The organism is Agromyces sp. H66, assembly GCF_004959775.1.
Taxonomy (GTDB): domain Bacteria; phylum Actinomycetota; class Actinomycetes; order Actinomycetales; family Microbacteriaceae; genus Agromyces.
The window spans coordinates 32,865-54,494 of sequence record NZ_SJZG01000013.1; the positions used below are offsets into that span (position 1 = coordinate 32,865).

Genomic DNA, 21,630 nt, shown 5'->3' on the forward strand with positions numbered 1-21,630 from the left:
CTCACACAGCACGAACCGGCGAGGTCACCAGACGGAAGCAGAGCGGTGCCGAATGGGCTCGGCTTGCCGTCCCCCCAATGGGGGTGCTGCTCCTGATCAATGCCGCCGTCCGGGAAGGTTCGACCTCTGCGACAATCAATCCCAGACCCTTCCAGCACCGCCCTAGGTTGTAATCCCAATGAAGTCAGACTCGAACAGGTGGATTCCCCTTGGCGAGCCTGCAACTCCAGCTGAGTCGGACGCGCTCGAGCGGTTCCGCGAACTCCTGCCAGACGATGGCATCGCGACCGCATGGGTGAACCTCACCGCGATCAACCCGGATGGACGCACCGATGAGATCGACGCGCTCCTCCTGACGCGAGCCGGCCTCTTCGTGCTCGAGTTCAAGGGTTGGCACGGCGAGATCTATGGCAAAGCAACGACGTGGGAGCGCAGGGTCGGCAAACGGCTCGACTTCGTGGCGAACCCGTACATCCTCACTGACAGCAAGGCAAAGCGGCTCGCATCGACGCTGAAGGATGCGGCCTCGCGCATCCCTGGCAAACCGAAGGTTCCGTTCGTTACGGCCCGAATCGTCCTCCACGGCAAGGACTCGAAGGTGTCGCTTGACGCGCCAACCGAGGTTCGGGTCCTCACGCTCGACGGATACAACGTCAAGGGCCTTCCCGCCGGCAACACCGTCTCCAATTTCCTCTCCACGCCGATCGCCGACCAGAAGCCGGTCGACGGGCCCCGTGCGAACGAGATCCGCAAGATCATTGAGGCCGCCGGCTTCCTGCCGACTCCGAAGACGCGAACCGTCGGCCACTACCAGCTTGACAACGCCGACCCCCTCGGGGAGGGCGCTGGTTGGCGCGACGTGCTCGTCACCCATCCCGATACTGGTAAGAAGCGGCGGATGCGCCTGTTCGACGTGCCGCGCGGTGCGTCGGCCCAAGCGCTTCAGCAGATCGAACTCAACGCGAAGCGCGAGTTCGCCTTCACCGACGGACTCTCCTTTCCCGGCATCGCTCGCGCGATTGAGTACTTCGCTACCGATAACGGCCCAGCACTGCTGTTCGACTACCACCCCGATGACGTGCCGCTCGATGATTTCCTCGCTGGTGTGGGCGCCCCACTCGACCTTGACGCACGCCTCGGACTGATCCGCAGCGTCGGTGAAGTGCTCTCGTACGCCCACGCGCGCCGCTTGACGCATCGCGCGCTGACGCCCCGCCAGATCTACGTCCGGCAGTCAGGTGCGACGCTCACGGTCGCGATCCGTGACTGGATGACCGCGCAGCGAGCCTCTTCGAGTACCACGAGTCTGACGATCGTGTCAGGCGGCGTCTCCCAAGTCGATTCCCTCGTCGAGCACGCATCGTGGGTTTACCTGGCGCCCGAGACGCTGCGCCATGACCCGGATGCGCCGCCGATCGCACTCGACGTCTATGGGCTCGGCGCAGTCGCCTTCCTGATCCTCACCGGCGAGCCCCCGGCCCAGGGGCTCAAGGACCTGCTGGATCGGGTCCAGTCATTCGAGAGCCTCGACCCGCTCTCGGTCAGCCCCGATCTGCCCGAGCCCGTCGCCGAAGTCATCACTAAGGCGACGATGTTCCAGGAGATCCACCGCACGATCGACATCGACTCGGTGCTGGCGAGCCTCGAGTACGCGCTCGATGAGATCACACGACCGGATGACGCAGATGAACGACGCGAGGCCGAGGGCGACCCGATCGACGCGTCGAAGGGCGAGACCATCGCCGAGCGGTTCGTCGTACAGGACCGCCGCGGATCGGGGTCAACCGGCACCGCCCTGCTCGTGGACGATTTCGAGGCCGAGATCTCGGGCGTCATCCTGAAGCTGGCTCGCGACGACGCTGCGGCCGCCCGGTTGCACGTCGAGGCGGATGTGCTGCGAAATCTCGACCACCCGAGGGTCGTGAAGCTGATCGAGGGCCCGATTACCGTTGGTGAGCGCACCGCGCTGGTTCTGTCGGATGCCGGCGCTGAGACCCTCGCCCTCAAGCTCCAGAACGAGGGCCGGGCAACCATCGAGCAGCTTGAGCGATTCGGTGCCGACCTGCTCGAGGCGGTCGCCTACCTCGACGCGCATGGCGTATTCCACCGAGACATCAAGCCGGCAAACCTCGCCGTCGCCCCAGATCCCGGCACTCGCAAGCCGCGACTCAATCTCTTCGACTTCTCCCTGGCGAAAGAGCCGGTGCGCAACATCCAGTCAGGTTCTCGCCCGTACCTGGACCCGTTCCTCGGCCAGAAACGACGCCAGCAGTACGACCGGGCGGCCGAGCTCTACGCTGTCGCGGTCACGCTCTTCGAGATGGCGGTCGCGTCGACGCCGTGGTGGGACAAGGGTGGTGCAGGTCCCACCGGCACCGACGACACGGCGGTCGTGCACGACGGCCTCTTTGACGCCGGGGTGGCATCAGGTCTGACGAGCTTCTTCGCGAAGGCATTCACCCCCGATGCCACAGAGCGCTTCGCGAACGTGAGCGAAATCGCCGAGGCCTGGCGTCGAGTGTTCGCCGAGGTCGACGCGGTTCCGGGTGACGAGAAGGATGCCCCGTCGAGCGACGCACGCGCCGAGAGCGCGACGCTTGACACGCCGATCGAGCAGTCCGGGCTGAGCGCCCGCGCGGTTTCCGCGCTCGCACGTGTCGATGCCACAACGGTCGGCGAGCTCCTCGCGGTTCCGCCGGTGAAGCTCAACGCCGTTCGTGGCATGGGTGAGCGTGTTCGCAAGGAGGTGCAGGGTCGCATCGCCGCATGGCGTGCCCGACTGCTCAGCACGACGACACCTCCCGCGACCCCCGATCCCACCCGCCGCGAGTCGATCGAACGTCGAACCGCTGCGCTGGTTCCCCGGGCAACCGAAGACAATGCCGCCGAGGTCAATGTGCTCACGCACCTTCTGGGGTTTGAGGCACGAGACGTGCAGCCATCAGCCCCCAACTGGCCGTCGATGGCGGAGCTGTCCAAGCTCACCGACGTGTCGATCCAGGACGTTCTCCGCGTCATCGACACGGCCGTCGTGCGATGGAAGAAGAACGGTACCCTGCGGGGCGTGCTCGATGACCTCGTCGAGACCCTGCTGAGTCGTGGTCGCGTCGCCACCGCCGACGAGCTCGCGTCGGCCCTGATGGTTGCGTACGGCTCAGCGCTCGATGGCGCTGCGCGGCGGCGGCGGGCGCTGGGACTCCTCCGTGCGGCCATCGAGACGGATGCCGCAGCCGCCACACCGCGCTTCCAGTTCCGTCGTACGCAGGGGGCAGAACCTGACATCCTCATCGCATTGACGTCGGCAGTGCCGTCGCCCGGCCAGGCTTCGGTGCCCACGGCCGACGCCATGCTCGACGTGGCGAACGCACTCGCAGGGCGGGTCGACGCGCTCGTCGAGTCGGGCGAGGTCGTGGACGCCGCGAGTGCGCGTGAACAGCTTCGCGCTGCCGCTCCCGACACCGCCCTCATCGATGACCAACGCCTCGTGGAGCTCGCGGTGAGCGCCTCGAGCGGCGCCGCACGATCGAGCGTCGGCGAGGTCTATCCGAAGCGCATGCCCGGCGATCGCGCGGTCGAGACTGCCCTGCGGGGCATCGCGGTTCGGGACCTGACGCGCGATGGCATCATCCGCCGCACCGAGTCGCGCTTCCCGCTCGCCGAGCAGGTGCCGCACCGACCCGCCCTCGACGACGTGATCGCGCGAACGCACCCGCACCTGGTCTGGTCGGGCGATGCCTACCGCCCGCGTTCGACGGTGGGTGGCTCCTACAGCTCAACGACGCTCTCGCGCACCGATCTCGCAAAGTCGCTCCCCGCATCCGACCTGCATGCACGACTCCTGGGGTCGATCGGGAGCAACGCGGCGCTGACGCTTGCGGTCAATCCGCGACGCTACACGGAGGCCCGGCGGTACCTCACGAACCGGTACGACGTCACCACCATCGATCTCGCAGCTGAGCTCGTGCGTCGCATGCATGCGGTGGCCGACGAGCGTGGCGCGAAGTGGGCCGTCGTCACGCGGGCGGATGCCTCGGAGGCGTCGTCGAACGACTTCAAGCGGGTGAGTCAGATCGCACGCCAGGCGTTCGAGCCGTACTGGCGCGAACTCTCAGCAGAACCGAATCCCTTGCTGCTCACGAACGCCGCGCCGATCGCTCGCTACGGCCTCACCGAGTACCTCGCCGAGATGTTCGACCTCGCCCGCCCGAGGCCCGCCGCACGTTGGCTGCTCGTGCCGCACAAAGCGGCCAAGCCGACGCCGGACCTCGATGGGCGACCGATCCCACTCGGCCCCGATCGGTGGGTATCGCTACCCTCAGACCTCGCTGAACTGTTCCCTTCTTCGTCTGGAGTTGTTGCGTGATTGATGCTGCCGCGTTGCTGGCTGACCTGAAGCGGCGAGTGCGCCTGCTCGAAGACGACCTGCGGGAACGCGCGGAAGTCTCGGATGACGCGTGGGCGCAGGAGCTGCGCGCGGAGTACAACCGCGCGTTCGCGCGTGACCGGACGGCGCTGTCGTGGTCGGAGTGGCGTGACGGTGAGGTGACGCTCGCCTCGGTGGCCTGGATCGTCGCGTGCGTGTTCGTGCGGTTCGCGGAGGACAACGGGTTGCTGGCTGGCGCTCGGGATGACCGAGGGATCGAGGGGCCGTGGTTGTCAGGTCCTGGTGTCGCTCGTGATCGGGCGGTGGAGAACCAGACGGCGTTCCACAATGCCGTGCCAACGTCGAACAGCCGCGACTGGTTCCACGTCGCGTTCGGCGTCCTCGCCGACCTGCCCGCAGGCAAGGCGCTCCTGGATCGGCGCCACAACCCGGTGTGGTCGGCGCCCATCAGTGGTGCGGCCGCAGATGATCTGCTGGCCTTCTGGCGGCAAGCGGACCTGAGCGGTCAGGTCGTACACGACTTCACTGACGCGACCCTGGACACGCGGTTCCTCGGTGACCTGTACCAGGACCTCTCGGAGTACGCGAAGAAGACGTACGCGCTGTTGCAGACGCCGGTGTTCGTGGAGGAGTTCATCCTCGATCGCACGTTGAATCCCGCGATTGATGAGTTCGGGCTTGAAGGGTTGAAGCTCATCGACCCGACGTGTGGGTCGGGTCACTTCCTCCTTGGCGCATTCGCCCGGCTGGATGACGCGTGGCAGGCGCACGCGCCGGGGCTCGATGCGCGCGCTCGCGTGCAGAAGGCGCTGGACTCCATCCACGGTGTGGACCTGAACCCCTTCGCGGTGGCGATCGCCCGCTTCCGATTGACGGTCGCGGCGCTGCGGGCGTCGGGTGAGCCGACGCTAACGGACGCCCCGGCGTTCGGGTTTCATCTCGCGGTCGGTGACTCACTGCTGCGTTCAGAGGCGTCGACGCAGAAGTTGTCGATGGGGGACGACGAGGAGGAGTTCACCTACTCGGTCGAGGATGTCAAGGAGTACGCCGGAATCCTTGATCGCGGCCAGTACCACGTCGTGGTCGGCAACCCGCCCTATATCACCGTCAAGGACAAGGCCCTGAACCAGCGGTACCGGGAGTTGTTCAAGACCTGCTCCGGGAAGTACGCGCTGAGCGTGCCGTTCATGGAGCTGTTCTTCGAATTGGCGAAGCGGTCGGATGCTGCCGGGTCCGGTGCCGGGTATGTGGGTAAGATCACGTCGAACTCGTTCATGAAACGCGAGTTCGGGAAAAAAGTAATTGAGCAGTTCCTCTCAGGCGCGGACCCGTTCAGCCCGGTGGACCTGAGTGGTGTGGTCGACACGTCAGGTGCGTACATCCCCGGTCACGGCACGCCGACGGTGATTCTGTTCGGACGGCGCCGGCGTCCTGCCCTTGACGTTGTGCGTGCGGCGCTCGGTGTGCGCGGGGAGCCGGGTCAGCCAGCGGATCCGGCACACGGCAAGGTGTGGAGCGAGATCACGGGGCACATCGACGAGCCCGGTTATAACGGTACGTACGTCACTATCAGCGACCTCAGCCGAGAGACACTCTCACGGTTCCCATGGTCCCTCTCCGGGGGCGGCGCCAGCGACCTTAAGGCGATGCTGGATGCCTCGGGGGTCACACAACTGAAGAATCGTCTCGGGATGCCGACGGGATTTGCGAGCTTTCCTGGGAACGACGAGCCGTTTGTGCTCGACCATCAGTGGTTTGAGCGGCACACCGATAGCGCACACGTTGGCAAGGTATTCGTCACCGGTGATGTAGTTCGCGACTGGTCCGTTTCTCCCAGCGAAGTGTCGATCGCACCCTACGACGCGTCGTTCAAGCCTCTGCCTTTCGACGTTCAGAGTGCCTGGGGGCGGCACCTCTGGGCATTTAGGGCAGTGCTCGACGCGACTACCGGCTTCGGAGGCGAGACGAGCAAGGAGGCTGGCGCCGATTGGTGGGTGTGGTACCGCTGGATTCCAGCAAAGTACCGGATTCCGCTATCGATCACGTTCGCGTTCGTGGCGACGCATAACCACTTCGTATTGGACCGGGGTGGGAAGGTCTTCAAGCAGTCGGCGCCGGTGATCAAGCTGCCCGCGGATGCGACCGAGGACGACCACTACGACCTGCTCGGCATCCTGAACTCCTCCACCGCCTGCTTCTGGCTCAAGCAGGTCAGCCATGACAAGGGAAACGGCGGGTACGGCGGTGGCATCGCGGACCAAGAATGGGAGCGATTCTTCGAGTTCACCGCGACAAAGCTTGGACCCTTCCCGCTGCCGTCGAGCTATCCTCGGGAGCACGCTGAGGCACTTGATCGCCTCGCGAATGAGCTCGCGACCGTCCAGCCCACCGCGACGATCGCTCGCACAGGCGACGCCGAGCGTCTTCGCGACGCGCTCGAGAGCGCGCGCAAGCGTCACGCTGCAATCCGTGGCCAAATGGTGTGGGCTCAGGAAGAGCTCGACTGGCTGACGTATTCGATCTATGGACTCACTAATCGACCGCTCGTGGGTGAGGCGAACGGAAGTATTGAACTCGGATCGCGTGCGTTCGAAGTCGCGCTTGCACGCCGTGTTCAGTCTGGCGAGATCACATCAGATTGGTTCGATCGGCACGGGAGTCAGCCGGTAACCGATGTGCCGGCAAGCTGGCCGGGAGCATACCGGGAGCTGGTGGAGCGTCGCCTTTCGGAGATAGCGTCAAACCCTTGGATCCGCCTCCTCGAGCAGCCCGAGTACAAGCGGCGGTGGGCTGGCCCTTCGTGGGAGCACCAACTCCCGGGTGCGCTTCGCGATGCCCTACTCGACCGACTGGAGTCACGAGACCTCTGGGTTGACGCGAATGGCCGCCCGGCCACACGATCGGTCGGGGACCTCGCGCAGGAGCTGCGCCGCGATGCGCGGGCGCGCGAGCTGGCCGAGTTGCTGGTCGGATCGTCCGACGTGGACTACATTGCGCTGGTCGCCGAACTGATCCTTGGAGAATCGGTGCCGCACGTGGCCGTACAGCGGTACAAACCGAAGGGCCTCCAGAATTTCCGAGTGTGGCAGCATGTCTGGGAGCTCCAGCGCGCGGAGGATCGCGGCGAGAAGGTCTCGATCCCGGTGCCGCCGAAGTACACGCAGGCCGACTTCCAGAAGCCGACCTATTGGAAAGCGCGCGGCAAGCTCGACGTGCCCAAGGAGCGATTCATCTCGTATCCCGGTGCGGTGCTGCCGAACGACGACAGCGCGGTGTTCGGCTGGGCCGGCTGGGACCACGCGGAGCGTGGTCAGGCGCTCCTGGGTCTAGCGTCCGCGATGAGTGCCGAGGGTGCGTCATCCGATGCGCTGATGCCGTTGTTCGCAGGGCTCGTCGAGCTGGAGCCGTGGCTGCGGCAGTGGCATGCTGACGTCGATCCGGCGTTCGGCACGAGCCCGGCCGACGCGATCACCGGCGTCTTCGAAGGTCTCCTCGCCCAATACGGCGTCAGCCGTGACGAGGTGAACGCGTGGGCTCCGATTCCGTCCGTCACACGACGCGGTCGACGGCCTGCAACCACCGAAAAGGCAAACGCATGACCGAGCTGAACCTCACTTCGCCGCTGCGCGACCTGATCAACATCCCGGAGAAGGTCGACGCATCCGATTTCGTGCTGCAACTCCACGAGGGTGTCGAGCACGCCGACCGTACCCTCTCGGACTATGTGGTCACCGATTCCATCGCCGAGTCGCTCGACGATGCACTCGGTATCGTCGAGCGCACGTTCGCGGAGCGGCGCGCCAAGGGCGCGTTCATCCACGGCTCATTCGGTAGTGGTAAGTCGCACTTCATGGCGGTGCTGCACCTGCTGCTCACCGGTAACCTGACGGCGCGCAAACTCGACGGCCTCGCGAGCGTCGTGGATCGTCGAAGCGGCGTGCTCGCCCGAAACGTGCTCGCGATCGACTACCACCTGCTTGGCGCCAAGAGCTTCGAGGATGAGCTGTTCAACGGCTATCTAAAGACGGTTCGTAACTCGCACCCGCATGCGCCCACTCCGATGCTCCATGTGAGCGACAGCCTCCTGGCCGACGCCGCGAATGCTCGAGCGCGAATGGGCGATGCTGCGTTCTTCGCCGCGATCAGCACCGGCGCAGACGATGGCTGGGGCGATTTCAGCGCACCCTGGGATGCCGAGAGCTTCGACGCGGCTATCCGCGCTGGCGGCGCGGAGCGCGACCGCCTGGTGACTGACCTCACCTCCACCCTCTACCAGTCCTACACGCACGCGGGCCAGTGGCTCGACATCTCCACCGGGCTCGAGAGGATGACGGAGCACGCCAAGAGTCTGGGGTACGACGGCATCGTGCTCTTCCTCGACGAGCTCGTGCTCTGGCTCGGACAGCACCTTTCCGACAGCGCGTTCATCCAGGAGGAGACCTCGAAAGTCGCGAAGCTGGTCGAGACCGGCGTCTCATCGCTGCCGATCCCGATCGTCTCGTTCGTCGCTCGCCAACGCGATCTCAAAGACTTCCTCGGCGACAGCATTGACGGTGCACAGCAGCAAGCCATCGGCCAGTCGTTCCAGTGGTGGGAGGACCGGTTCGAGCGCATCGAGCTCAAGGCCGCCGACCTGCCGAAGATCGTGAAGCAGCGACTCCTCGCGCCGACCTCGGACGCTGCGGCATCCGTTCTCGGTGACGCCCTCGCGAGCGTCAAGCGCAGTGGTGCTTGGACGTACCTGATGACCGATGAGGTCAACTCGGACGAGCAGGACTTCGCTGATGTGTACCCGTTCTCGCCCGCCCTCGTCGACTCGATGATCGCCTTGTCGTCACTCATGCAGCGCGAGCGCACCGCCCTCAAGCTCATGGGTGAGCTGCTCGCAGATGGGCGTAGCGAGCTCACCGCATCCGATGTCGTTCCCGTCGGTGACCTCTTCGACCAGATCATGACCGGCAGCTCGACCCCGCTGACGAACGACATGAAGCGGCGATTCTCGATCGCCCGGTCGTTCTACGAGGAGAAGTTCCGCCCGTTCCTGCTGAACAAGCACAACCTGATGGAGTCGGACGCGCGTGCCCTCGGGCGGAAGCATCCGTTCCGTACGGAAGACCGTCTCGCCAAGACACTGCTCGTTGCGGACCTCGCGCCGGGCGCGGCATCGCTGCGCAACCTCACCGCCGCGAAACTGGCCGCGCTGAACTACGGGACCATCAATTCGTACGTGCCCGGGGCCGAGGCCCAGCAGGTGCGCACGTGGGTCGGCCAGTGGGCACAGCAGTTCGGTGAGGTCTCGATTGGCGAGGGTGTCGACCCGCTCATCGCTATCCACCTCAGCGGGGTCGATTACGACTCGATCCTCGAGCGCGTGGCATCCGAAGACAATCCCTCGAACCGCCGCGTGCTCATCCGCGACCTCGTCCAGGGCGAACTGAAGCTGACTGGCGGCGGGCTCATTCGCGAGAAGCAGCTGACACACGTCTGGCGTGGTCGCAAGCGGAACGTGGTCGCGATTTTCGGCAACGTGCGCGACCAAAATGATGTCCGCGACGAGGACCTCATCTCGTCGGGCGACGAGTGGAAACTCGTGATCGACTACCCCTACGACGCCGACGGACGACCCCCGACTGACGATCTGGCGCGGCTCAGCGACCTGCAAGATGAGGGCGTCGAATCGCAGACCATCGTGTGGATTCCGAACTTCCTCACGCAGGATCGGCTCGCGGACCTTGGCAAGCTCGTGAAGCTCGAGCACGTGCTGCTGCCGAACCAGTTTGATCAGAACTCGAGCCATCTTCCCGCCACCGACCGGGAGCCGGCCCGGCAGGCACTCGAGAATCAGCGGAAGACTCTTCGCACCTCGATCGTCTCGGCGCTGCGACAGGCGTACGCCGTCTCGAGCAGAAAATCCGGCGATGTCGATGACGACCTCACGCCGTCAGAGGTGTTCTCCACCTTGTTCCGTGGGCTGAAGATCAGTCCGCCGGTCGCCGACGACCTGCTGAAGGGGTTGCAGTCGGCACTCGAGCAGGCGTGGGCTGTGGAGTTCCCCGAGCATCCAGCGTTCGAGCCGAGCGGCGCCGAGATTCGCACGATCGATCTCCGACGAGTTGTGGAGCTGGTCGAGACCGCCGTCAGCGCGGGCGGTCGCGCAGAAGGACTTGCTCGGCCCGAGCAGGAGGTCCTCAAGCGCATCGCCGTGCCGCTCGGGCTGGGAACGCTCAGCGAGAACGTGTTCGTCGCGTCAATGGTGGAGTTCCGATGGCGCGACACCTTCTCGAAGTGGGCCGCCGAGGCGGATGATCGCATTGACGTGAAGACGCTGCGCGATCGACTCGCAACGTGGGGAATGGCGCGTGATGTCGAGGATGCGCTCATCGCCAGCTGGGCGCTCATCGCCGACCGCGAGTGGGTGCGCGGTGAGACCGCAGTGCCCGCGCCCGCAGTCGGCTCGATCCCGAATGACCTCGTGCTTCGATCGGCGAACCTGCCAAGCGAAGCCGACTGGAAACGGGCGAACGAGGTCGCCGCCGCGGTCTTCGGCATGCCGAAGGAGCACGCGCGCATCTCGACGGCGGTGCGGCGCTTCGGCGATGCTGTGCAGCCGCGGGCGCGGGAGGCTGTTCCGGCGGCTGATGGTCTCGTTACAGAGCTCATTCGTCACGCTGGTGACCTGGGCATCGCCACGGATGCGCCCGTCGGGCGCCTCGCCACCGCGCGTCGGGCGCAGAGTCTCGTGTCGGCGGTCGCCGGGGAGCGCAATCCGCTGGTCATGATCGAGCGGCTCGCGGCCACGGAGCTCGGAACGGACGTGACTCCACTGGCACGCTCGACTTCGAGTGCGGCCGCCCTGCAGCGAAAGCTTGCTGCCGCCGATTGGGACACGTTCCGCGCAGCAGACGCGCTCGATGATGCGCCCGAGGCTGCGCATGCGATTGGTGCGCTTCGCGCGGCGGCCTCGGAGAACGAGTACGTCAGCCCGCTCGGCGAAGTGCTAGATCAGGCGATGGTGGTCGCGCGACAAGCGGTGCTCGCCCGGGTCCGCAAGGCCGAGCCGGGACCGGGGCCGATGCCGCGACCTGGTGACGGTGCGTCCAGCGCCGGATCGACGCTCGCTCCCCGACCGGACGGCGATTCCGCCTCAGGCGCAGGCCCAATCGTGAACCCTGACGAGGTCGTCCTCCCCGATGTCGCGTCCATTACCTCCAACATCGACGCGCTGCGCGATGAAATTCGCAGCGCGATGGAACAGGCACCGGGCAAGCGTGTTCGCATCAAATGGTGGCTCGAGTGACACCCGTCACCACGCACGTCCCCGTCGCAACCGAAGCCGCGGTGCAGGAACACGTCGCGGCATTCGCCGCGATGGCCCGAGCCGCCGAACGAGTGCTGATTCTGCGCGCACAATCATCGTGGAGCGGGCCGAGGTCCATCGTCGCGGCGGGGCGCACGATCCGCATTGCCGAGGGTGTCTCGCAGCTCGCCATTCTCGACGAGCTGTACTCTCTTGAGCCCGATGAGCTGCTCGCGGTCGTCACTCCGCTCACCGAGGACGAGCTCGGCTCGGCGATCCTGCTCCAGGCTTACCACCAGCGCATCACTCGACTCGACGTCTGGAACCTCGTTCCGGGACTCTTCGCCGTGCGAAGCCAAGACGTCGACCCTGCCCTCCGCGCGATCGGCCAGAACTGGCTTCCCGAGGCGCTCCTGCGCTATCAGCCGGCCACGAGGTGGCCGAAGCAGACCGGCCGACCCCTGTCGACCGGTGTGGTCATTCGCCTCCTGCTCGCGGAGATCCTCGGCATCTCTCTGCTCGAGGAGATCGACGCCGCACGAGTACTTGAACAGCTCGAACGCGCTGACGCGCGAACGCGTTGGCGCGAGCTCGACGACCCCACACGAGAAGGTCTCACCGCCGCGGCCGGCAAGGTCCTGGGTGGCCACGTCGTGCTCGCGCTCCGCGCGGCGGCATCCGACAATCCGATCTCGATCGCGGCAATCGGCCTGATTGCCGACGTGCTCTGGACGACCGGTGGCCGGTCGTCGCTTCCAGGAGATGCGCTCGCTGCGCGTGTGCGGCTCGAGAAGCTGCTTGGCCCGGACATCGAGGAGCGAGATGCCCGCGGCCTCGCTGACGCCTCGATCGCCGCGGTGCTCCGACGCGAAGCTCTCGGTGACGACGGGTTCGAGCACATCCTCGACCAGGCGGAGGCGCTCGCGAAGGATCTGGGCTGGGAAGCTGGCGCAGCCCAGTCTCGCTTCACGCGGGCCGGCATGTTCGCTCGGCTCGGCGAGGTTGGCCAAGCGATCGAGGCATGGCTCGCCGGAGCATCGGACGCTGCTGCACTCGCCGAGTCGGCCGTACGCAACCTGTCTGGGCACGCGTTCGCCGCGCGATACGCGTCTGAAGTGTTCACCGCTCAGATGGCGGTGCGTCTGATGCGATGGATGTCCGTCGACGTCGAGGGCCCGGCATCCCTTGACGAAACACTCATTGCGTACGCGCACGACACCGGGTGGGCCGATCGCGCCTTGTCTGCTGCCTGGGTTGGGTCATCCGGCGCCGCGACCGCGGCGGCTTACGCGGCGCTCGTGGAGCGTGCCCGGCATCGCCGCGGCCGCGAGGACGCGGCGGCCGCGGCGCTGCTCACCGGAGAAACCCACGCGGGTACGGTCATCCCTGTCGAGCAGCTGCTCGAACGCGTCGTGGTGCCGTTGTCCACGCGGCTCCAGACCCTTGTCATCCTCATCGACGGCATGAGCGTCGCGACCGCGACCGAGATTGCACAGGACGCGCAGCAGACGGGCTGGGTCGAGGTGCTGCCCGATGGGCACCCGCGGCGGCTGGTCGCGCTCGCGGCACTTCCGTCGCTGACCAGGTTCTCGCGCACGTCCTTCTTCTCGAGTGACCTTCGCTCTGGGGACCAGACGACAGAGAAGGCGCAGTTCGCCCAGCAGGCTGGCGGAGTGGTGTTCCATAAGGACGACCTTCGGGCGGCGGGCGGGCACGAGCTTCCTCGCTCGGTGATCGACGCGATCAACGATGGGAAACGCAAGGTCGTTGGTGTGGTCCTGAACACGATCGACGATGCGCTCGCCAAGCATGACCCGGGTGGCACTCGTTGGAATCTCGCCGCCGTGCAGCACCTTCGGGCACTCCTGGACGCCGCGGCGTTGGCAGGCCGGGCGGTGGTGCTGACCTCCGACCATGGGCACGTGATCGAGCGCGGGGGCGAGTACCGTCCGATCGCGGGTGGCTCTGGCGGGGCACGGTGGCGCACGGTTGACAGCGGGCCACTCGCTGCGGATGAGGTTCTCGTCTCGGGGTCGCGGGTGCTGAGCCCCGACGGCCGCGCGATCTTGGCAGTCGACGAGCGCCTTCGCTACATGCCAAAGGCGGCCGGGTACCACGGTGGCGCGGCTCTCGCCGAGCTCACGGTGCCGGTGATCGTCTTGCGAAACGCCCGCGGCGGGGAGATCCCCGGTTGGCCTGACGCCGTGCCGCAGGCACCCACGTGGTGGAACGAGTCGGCGACAGCCGGCGCAGCACCCGCTCCGATCAAGGCTGCCCGACGACCGGCACGACGCGTCGCCGAGCAGACGCCCGCGATGTTCGACGTAGAGGCGGGCGGCGAGCACGAATCGAGCTTGTCGTCACGTCTCGTGGCATCCGATCTCTACGCTTCGCAGAAGACCCGTGCCGGCCGGCACGCGTTGTCAGACGACGTGGTCACCCGCGCCATTGATGTGCTTCACAAACAGCGCGGCCGCGCGCATCGGGATGCGTTTGGTGCGGGGCTCGGCATCGCGACCACAGCCATCGATCAAACCCTCGCCGCGCTCCGCAGGCTGCTGAACGTCGAGGGCTACGATGTGATCTCGCTCGACCGCGATGGCGTGACGATCTTGCTCGACGTCGATCTGCTGCGCGAACAGTTCAACGTGAGGTAACCCGTGGACATCAGCCCCCGCCGACGCCGCGACATCATCGACGCGCTGCGCCGTGGCACCGTCCCCGAGCGCGGCCTCGACGTCATGGCCGTCGGGCTCGATCGGTTCGACGCGACCGTGCGAGACGAGCTCGACGCTGTCGCGCAGGGCGGGGCATCGTTCAAAGCCGTGCGAGGCGAGTATGGCTCGGGCAAGACGTTCTTCGCCCGGTGGCTCAGCGAAACCGCGAAGAAGCAGGGATTCGCGACCGCCGAATTGCAGATCTCGGAGACGGAAACCCCCCTCCACCGGCTAGAGACCGTCTATCGGCGGATCATCGAGAACCTCGCGACCGCGGAGGCACAGCCGAGCGCACTTCGCGAAGTGATTGACGGTTGGTTCCATGTGCTCGAGGGCGATGCCATCGATGCCGGCGCGAACGGCGCCGACCCGCACGAGGTCGCAACCGAGGCCGACGCGCTCATGGAGCGGCGATTGAGCAATGTGAGCAAGACGGCGCCGGCATTTGCGACGGCACTCCGCGGCTACCGCGCTGCCGTCCGCGCCGGCGACGCGGCACAAGCTGAGGGGTTGCTCGCGTGGCTGGCGGGACAACCGCACGTCGCCGCGGGTGTGCGACGTAGCGCTGGTCTGCGTGGTGAGCTCGACCACTTCGGAGCGCTTGGATTCCTGCAGGGGCTTCTCACTGTGCTGCGCGATTCGGATTATCGCGGTCTGGTCGTCATCCTCGATGAGGTCGAGACACTGCAACGTGTGCGATCCGACGTCCGCGAGAGGTCGTTGAACTCACTGCGACAGCTCGTCGACGAGGTTGACGCCGGGCGGTTCCCTGGCCTCTACATCCTCATCACCGGCACTCCCGCGTTCTTCGACGGGCCACAGGGGATGCAGCGACTGCCACCGCTTGCGCAGCGGATCGCTGCTGATTTCAGTGGCGACCCTCGCTTCGATAATCCGCGTGCGCCGCAGATTCGGCTCACGGGGTTCACTGATGCATCCCTGCACGAGCTCGGTGCCCGCATCCGCGAGGTGTACGCCAGCGGTCAGCCGACGCAGGACCGGCTCCTGACTCTCGTGGATGACGCGTTCCTGAGCGAGCTCGGCTCGTCGATCGCTGGGCAGCTGGGTGGCCGAGTCGGAGTCGCGCCGCGTCTGTATCTGCGACGGCTGGTTGACATCCTGGATCGGGCTGACCAGTTCGAGGAGTACGAGCCGAGACGGGACGCGCTCGGTGCGATTCCCGCCGCAGACATGACCGAGGCCGAGCTCGCGGTCACTCGGTTCGGCGGCAAGCATGCGCCGGCCGGGGGAGTGGATGATGTCGAGCTCGACGTCTGATCGAGGCGGGCCCGGCGATCAACTGAGCGCGGCAATCGAGTACCACATCGTCAACGCGTTGGCGTGGACGCAGCTGCGGCCCTTGCAGCAGGCATCCATCGCTCCGGTGCGATCCGGTGCCGACTGCCTCCTCATTGCCCCCACGGCTGGTGGCAAGACCGAGGCAGTGATGTTCCCGGTGCTCTCGAACATGGTCGACGAAGGATGGCGTGGACTCACGGTCATCTATGTCACCCCGCTGAAAGCGCTGCTCAACAACCTGCACCCCAGGCTGGAGACATACGCGGCGTGGGTGGGGCGTCGGGTCGGGCTCTGGCATGGCGACATCGGCGATGGTGAGCGCAGGCGGATTCTCGCCGACCCGCCGGACGTGCTCCTCACTACGCCTGAATCGCTCGAGGCGATGCTCGTATCGCGACGGGTCGACCACCGGTCGTTCTTCGCGACCGTGCGCGCGATCGTCATCGACGAACTCCACGCATTCGCGTCGGCGGACCGGGGCTGGCACCTCCTGGCAGTGCTCGAGCGGATCCAGCGACTCGCGGGGCGACGCATCCAGCGAATCGGGCTGTCCGCGACGGTGGGAAACCCGGACGAGATCCTGACGTGGATGCAAGGCTCGAATGCCTCGGCCGGGGTCGACCGCCAAGTCGTTGCTGACGGAGGCGGCGCAGCATCCGCCCCCGATGTCACGCTTGACTACGTCGGCTCGGTCGAGAACGCCGCCGAGATCCTTTCGCGGCTGTATGTCGGCGAGAAGCGCCTGGTGTTTTGCCAATCTCGGGCGCAGGCCGAGGAGCTCGCGTTCGAGCTACGTCAGCGACGCGTGACGACGTTCGTCTCACACTCCTCATTGTCGGTGGATGAACGCCGCCAATCTGAGCGGGCATTCGCCGAAGCGCGAGATTGCGTCATCGTCGCGACATCCACGCTCGAGCTCGGGATCGACATCGGCGACCTTGATCGCATGGTCCAGATCGACGCACCATTCAGCGTCGCGTCGTTCCTGCAACGACTCGGACGCACCGGCCGGCGCGCTGGGACCGCGCGGAACGCACTTTTCCTCGCCACGGACCTCGACACCTTCCTCCGTGCCGCTGGTCTCCTTCATCTCTGGTCGCGCGGCTACGTGGAGCCTGTGCTTCCGCCGCCGCATCCACGACACATCGCCGCCCAGCAGCTCCTGGCGCTCGCGCTGCAGGAGGGACGGTTCCCCGCGAACGGTTGGCATGACTGGTGGTCGGGGTGCGCCGTGATGGATGGCGCCGAGGAGGTGCTCGACTACCTGCGCGCCGAACAGTACCTCGTCGAGGATGGCGGGTTCCTCTTCATCGGGCCTGCGGCAGAACGCGAGTTCGGTCGTCGCTACTTCATGGATCTGCTGTCCTCCTTCGTCGCCGACCTCGAACTGCGTGTGGTCGCCGGTGTGCGCGAGATCGGATCGGTATCCCCGCTGTCGATGACTCGGGACGTCGTCGACAGCCGGAAACCGCTCTTGCTGGCAGGTCGCGCGTGGAAGGTGCAATCGGTCGACTGGCAGAAGCATGAAGTTGTGGTGAGTGAGGATCCCGAGAAGGGCAAGGTTCGGTGGGCCTCCGAGCCGATCGCCGAGTCATTCGAGATGATGCGTGCTCGTCGTGAGGTGCTCCTCGGGGTCGACCCCGCGGTGAAGCTGTCGAAGCGAGCCGTCGTGCGGCTCGAGGGCGGACGGACGCTGCATGGCGAGCGCGTTGACGACGGCGGGCTGGTGATGCAGCGCGGTGGCACGGCGGTCAGGTTCTGGACCTGGGCCGGATTGCGGGCGAATCAGACGCTGATCGCAGGGATGGGGCTGTCTGACTCGGCAACGGCGGCGAACGAAGGCATCCTTCTCCCGGTCGATATCGGAGTCGCCGACGTGCGTGGCGCGGACGTGCGGGACGCCGTGCCGTGGATCAGCCCCGACGCGGTGGCGGGGCTGAAGTTTTCGGCGGCCCTGCCGGGCGGGCTGGCTCAGGAGACGCTCGCTGAGCGGTTTGCCGATCGGGTCGGGGCCATGGAGATCGTGACGGACGGGATCGTGATGGCCTCGGGCAGCGAAGACTAGTCACTCGCCTTTGTCACCCCTGCCATGTCGCCCTGCGCTAACCAAGCTGGAACTGCTCAGCGACGAGCGCGGTGTCCAGGACGACGGTCGATCCGTCGGGATCGAAGCCGAGCGCTTCATAGCCATCGACGTTGATGATCCGTCGAAGCGCCGCGATGGTCGGGTCGACCCTCGAGTCGGGCAGATTGAGCGAGTCTGCGAGCGCCGCCTTCGGAGCGCGGCCTCCCCCCTCGTAGAGCACAGTCAGCGCCGAGATCACCACATCTGTATCAAGCGCCCGGCGCCCGGCGCGCGCCTGTTGCAGTCGGAATCGTGCTGATTTCGTGAGCTCGAGAGCGTGAGGGTGAGGTTCCCGGTGGGTGTGGAGGGGCGCGGGGGTATCGTTCACCAGAGTCTCGTGCACTGAAGACCCGTCGAAGAGCGTGCGGTCGAGGCCGGAATCGCGCACGATATTCTGCAGGTACTGGGCGGTGCGCTCTCGGGTCAACTCGGATCGAGGCGTCGACGCCGGGTCGAGCTCCGGATGGTCCCAGTGCAGGTCGTCGGTTTCACGTCGGATTCGCCGGAACAACTCGCGCTCGCCGCTTCGCCCGCTCCTTGGCACACGAACATTCATGGCAAGGGTGATTGCGTCGTATTGAGCCTGCATCGACGACGTGACGGCTCCAGTTCTCAGGAGAATCTGGAGCTGCGCGAGTTCGCCTCCAATCGTGTCCAGGAGCCGTTCGAAATCGCTCGCTGGCGTAGCGGACGAACTCTCCACCCCAGCAGGAGGAGGGGAGGCATCCGGCTCGTCACGATTGGGGGGAGATGACGATCCATCCCGCTCTGATTCGAGCCGCTCCAGGCGAAAGCGAACGATCAAGAAGCCATCCACGCCACGTTCAGTCCACCACTTCTTCACGAGGAAGAGCCCGCCATAGGCGTATCCGCTTTTCGGCGAAAGCGGTGACTTATGCTTTGCTCCGCGGGTGACACGGACCGGAAGGCCGCGACTCATGCTTGTAATGAGGGCGCCGTTTCCGTCCCTCTCGGGATCTTGATCGGCGATCTGCCTGCCGTTCGCTCCGCGCCCACCCTGACCGGTGTAGATGATGACGTCGCCGTGGTCCTTGTCGTCGACATAGCCGCCGGAGAGGACGATGGAGTCTGCCCCCTCGGCCGGAGTACCGCTAATCCCCGCTTGATTCGGCGGGTGGACGCCCGCCTCGCGAAGTGCTACCCGGTTCTCAAACCAGGACCCAACGGTGACCTCTGGGATTGAGCCGAATGTACGGGAGGAGCGTAATGGTCGCGAGTATCGGGAGCGGGGTCTTGGAGGCACGAGGTAATCATGTCCCATTCGTACGACGACCGAACGGCACGAACTGACGCCGCGCTGCCGAATGCCTCATCCTGAGTACATGAACCGGATCCCACGCATTCGATTCGATGCGCTCGCTGCGTATGCCCGCCCAACCGCCGCGCCTCTGCCCTCTGATGAGGTTGCGTGGTACCAGAACGAAGACTGTGACGTCCTTGGCGTTCTTAGGGAGGACGCAAGCTTGCAGTACTCAGGGGCGATCTTTGCAAGGGATCCACTGGGGAGGTTTCAGTTGGTGTCGCACACAGACTCTTTCGACACCCTAGAGCGCGCTGTTGCGGCCATGCACATGGCAGCCTCGGACGCAACCGCCGAGGTCGAGCGTACGCCGCGCCTGCATGGTGACGAGACAGGCCCGGTCGACTTCTTTGCCCCACGTGTATCGGTGGAAAAGATGCATCCTCGCTTCCGGTTGATCGAGTCCGGGAGAGGCCATAACGCTGCCCGGGAGATCATTTCGAGCCTGATGCGGTGCTACGACGACAGAGACGGGAACTTCGTCGAACAGTTTCAATCCACAGGGTTCGACGCGCGGATCTGGGAACTCTATTTGTACGCTCTTCTAATTGAGGCGGGCTACTCAGTGTCATTTCCAGATCAAGCACCGGATCTGCTCGCGATTGGCCGCGAACATCGCTTTGGCATCGAAGCAACGACCATCAACCCATCAATCATCAACGGGCAAACGGTCGACGCCCCGCGGCCGAAGACGCCACAAGAAGTCGACGACTACTTCGCCAACTACCTGCCAATTCGCTTTGCAGGTCCGTTGACGGGTGTGTCCGATAAACGGTGGATCTGGCGTGGCGGTCATTAGTTGATTCGGCCGTCGAACGTGATCGCGAACGCGTTCAGCGCCGGCTTCCACCTCGTGACCCAGCGTGCCCGGCCGCGCCCGGTCGGGTCAAGCGAGCGCGTCACGAGGTAGAGGCACTTCAGCGCTGCGGCGTCGTTCGGGAAATGCCCTCGCGCCCGAACCGCGCGGCGGTAGCGGGCGTTGAGCGATTCGATCGCGTTGGTTGAGCAGATGATGCGGCGGATCTCGATGTCGTAGTCCAGGAACGGGATGAACTCCGCCCACGCGTTCTGCCACAGCTGCCGGATCGCCGGGTACATGGTGCACCACTTCTCGGCGAACTCGTCGAACCGGGCCCGCGCCGCGGCCTCGGTCGGCGCCGTGTACACCGGGCGCAGATCGCGGGCGATCTGGTCCCAGTACTTCCGGGACGCGTACTTGAAGGTGTTCCGGATCAGATGGATGATACACGTCTGAACCGTCGCGAGCTCCCACGTCGTGTTGATCGACTCGGCCAGCCCCTTCAGCCCGTCGCACACCACGATGCACACATCCTCGACGCCGCGGTTCTTGATCTCGGTGAGCACCCCGAGCCAGAACTTCGCGCCCTCGCCGCCGTCGCCGGCCCAGATGCCGAGGATGTCGCGTTCGCCGGCGGTGGTGACGCCGACCGCGACGTAGAACGGCTTGTTCCGGACCTGCCCGTCACGGACCTTCACCACGATCGCGTCGATGAAGACCACCGGGTACACCCGATCCAGCGGCCGGTTGGACCATTCCGTGAGCTCGTCGAGCACCTTGTCCGTGATCCGGCTGATCGTGTCCTTCGACACCTGTGCACCGTAGACGTCGTCGAAATGCGCGGCGACCTCACCGGTCGTCAGGCCGCGGGCGGTCAACGACAGCACGATCTCGTCGATGCCGTCCAGCCGGCGCTGCCGCTTCCGCACGATCTTCGGCTCGAACGACCCGTCCCGGTCCCTGGGCACCTGGATCTCGACCGGGCCGACCTCGGTCAGCACGGTCTTCGCCCGCGTACCGTTGCGGGCATTCACGCCCGGCGCGGCGCCGTGCTTGTCGTAACCGAGGTGCTCGGTCAGCTCGGCCTCGAGCGCGGTCTCCAGCACGGTCTTCGTCAGGCTCCCAAGCAACCCGCCCGGCCCCACGAGGCTGACGCCCTGCTCCTTGGCCTGCGCGAGCAACTGCTTCGCGATCTGCTGCTGATCGATGATCTCTCCCGTCACAGGATCGATCATCTCGATGACATCGGTCATCGCCCTTCCTTTCGGTCAGGCCAAGCCAGATCCACCGTTAATCAGACAGTCCCCCGTTGACGGCGAAGCTTGGCAAGCGCTACTGGGATCGTCCCGAAGTAGCTCGGTGTCCATTTGTCATCGCGATCCAGGACTTTCACGATGGGATGTCGATGACATATAGCGTTGGGGCGCTCCAGGCATACTTGTACGGATTGACGGTTGATGCGGGCGACAATCTCGTTGCCAACCCGACGACTGAGCATCGATGGGGCTCGAAAGTAGTGCCCTCAGGCTTCTTCGACTTGCCTGACGCAGAGCACGTTAGCGCCGTTTTGTTCAATGGCGCGGGAACGCTTTCAAAGTTCAATCGAATCGGTGTTGCAGCCGGGTTCGGGTCTTCCGACACCACGATCGTTCACGTGGGCTATCGGCTCGATCCTGAGACGCCCGCAA

The 21,630-nt window shown here is 65.6% G+C and carries 9 protein-coding genes; 7 read left to right on the plus strand and 2 right to left on the minus strand.

Annotated elements, in window-relative coordinates; genetic code table 11:
- The first annotated feature begins 178 nt into the window (after positions 1 to 178).
- From pglW to EZM51_RS17605, 6 genes are read left to right on the plus strand one after another with little or no spacing between them, the layout of a single operon-like run.
- Positions 179 to 4,363, plus strand: a complete 4,185-nt coding sequence (pglW, locus tag EZM51_RS17580) for a BREX system serine/threonine kinase PglW (protein ID WP_136709615.1) — start codon at positions 179 to 181, stop codon at positions 4,361 to 4,363.
- The gene (pglX, locus tag EZM51_RS17585; protein WP_136709616.1) at positions 4,360 to 7,983 is read left to right on the plus strand and encodes a BREX-2 system adenine-specific DNA-methyltransferase PglX; all 3,624 of its coding nucleotides are present in this window, start codon (positions 4,360 to 4,362) and stop codon (positions 7,981 to 7,983) included. Before pglW ends, pglX begins: the two co-directional genes overlap by 4 nt.
- Positions 7,980 to 11,681, plus strand: a complete 3,702-nt coding sequence (locus tag EZM51_RS17590; protein ID WP_136709617.1) for a DUF6079 family protein — start codon at positions 7,980 to 7,982, stop codon at positions 11,679 to 11,681. The genes pglX and EZM51_RS17590 overlap by 4 nt, the downstream gene beginning before the upstream one ends.
- Positions 11,678 to 14,338, plus strand: a complete 2,661-nt coding sequence (gene pglZ / locus EZM51_RS17595) for a BREX-2 system phosphatase PglZ (RefSeq protein ID WP_169053969.1) — start codon at positions 11,678 to 11,680, stop codon at positions 14,336 to 14,338. Before EZM51_RS17590 ends, pglZ begins: the two co-directional genes overlap by 4 nt.
- 3 nt (positions 14,339 to 14,341) lie before the next feature.
- Entirely contained in the window at positions 14,342 to 15,676 is a 1,335-nt protein-coding gene (gene brxD, locus EZM51_RS17600; RefSeq protein ID WP_136709619.1) for a BREX system ATP-binding protein BrxD, read from the plus strand.
- Positions 15,657 to 17,762 carry a DEAD/DEAH box helicase gene (locus tag EZM51_RS17605; RefSeq protein WP_136709620.1) on the plus strand — a complete coding sequence of 702 codons (2,106 nt, stop codon included), beginning with the start codon at positions 15,657 to 15,659 and terminating at the stop codon, positions 17,760 to 17,762. The genes brxD and EZM51_RS17605 overlap by 20 nt, the downstream gene beginning before the upstream one ends.
- A gap of 37 nt (positions 17,763 to 17,799) precedes the next feature.
- Here the strand turns inward: EZM51_RS17605 and EZM51_RS17610 are convergent, their stop codons facing one another.
- On the minus strand, positions 17,800 to 19,086 hold the full coding sequence (locus EZM51_RS17610) for a YDG/SRA domain-containing protein (RefSeq protein ID WP_211195969.1): 1,287 nt from the start codon (positions 19,084 to 19,086) through the stop codon (positions 17,800 to 17,802).
- A gap of 79 nt (positions 19,087 to 19,165) precedes the next feature.
- Between EZM51_RS17610 and EZM51_RS17615 the strand changes: the two genes are divergently transcribed.
- On the plus strand, positions 19,166 to 19,942 hold the full coding sequence (locus tag EZM51_RS17615) for a hypothetical protein (RefSeq protein WP_136709622.1): 777 nt from the start codon (positions 19,166 to 19,168) through the stop codon (positions 19,940 to 19,942).
- Here the strand turns inward: EZM51_RS17615 and EZM51_RS17620 are convergent.
- A complete protein-coding gene (locus EZM51_RS17620) occupies positions 19,939 to 21,177 on the minus strand; it encodes an IS256 family transposase (protein ID WP_136709672.1) in 1,239 nt (412 codons plus the stop codon). The genes EZM51_RS17615 and EZM51_RS17620 overlap by 4 nt on opposite strands.
- Between the last annotated feature and the right edge of the window lie 453 nt (positions 21,178 to 21,630).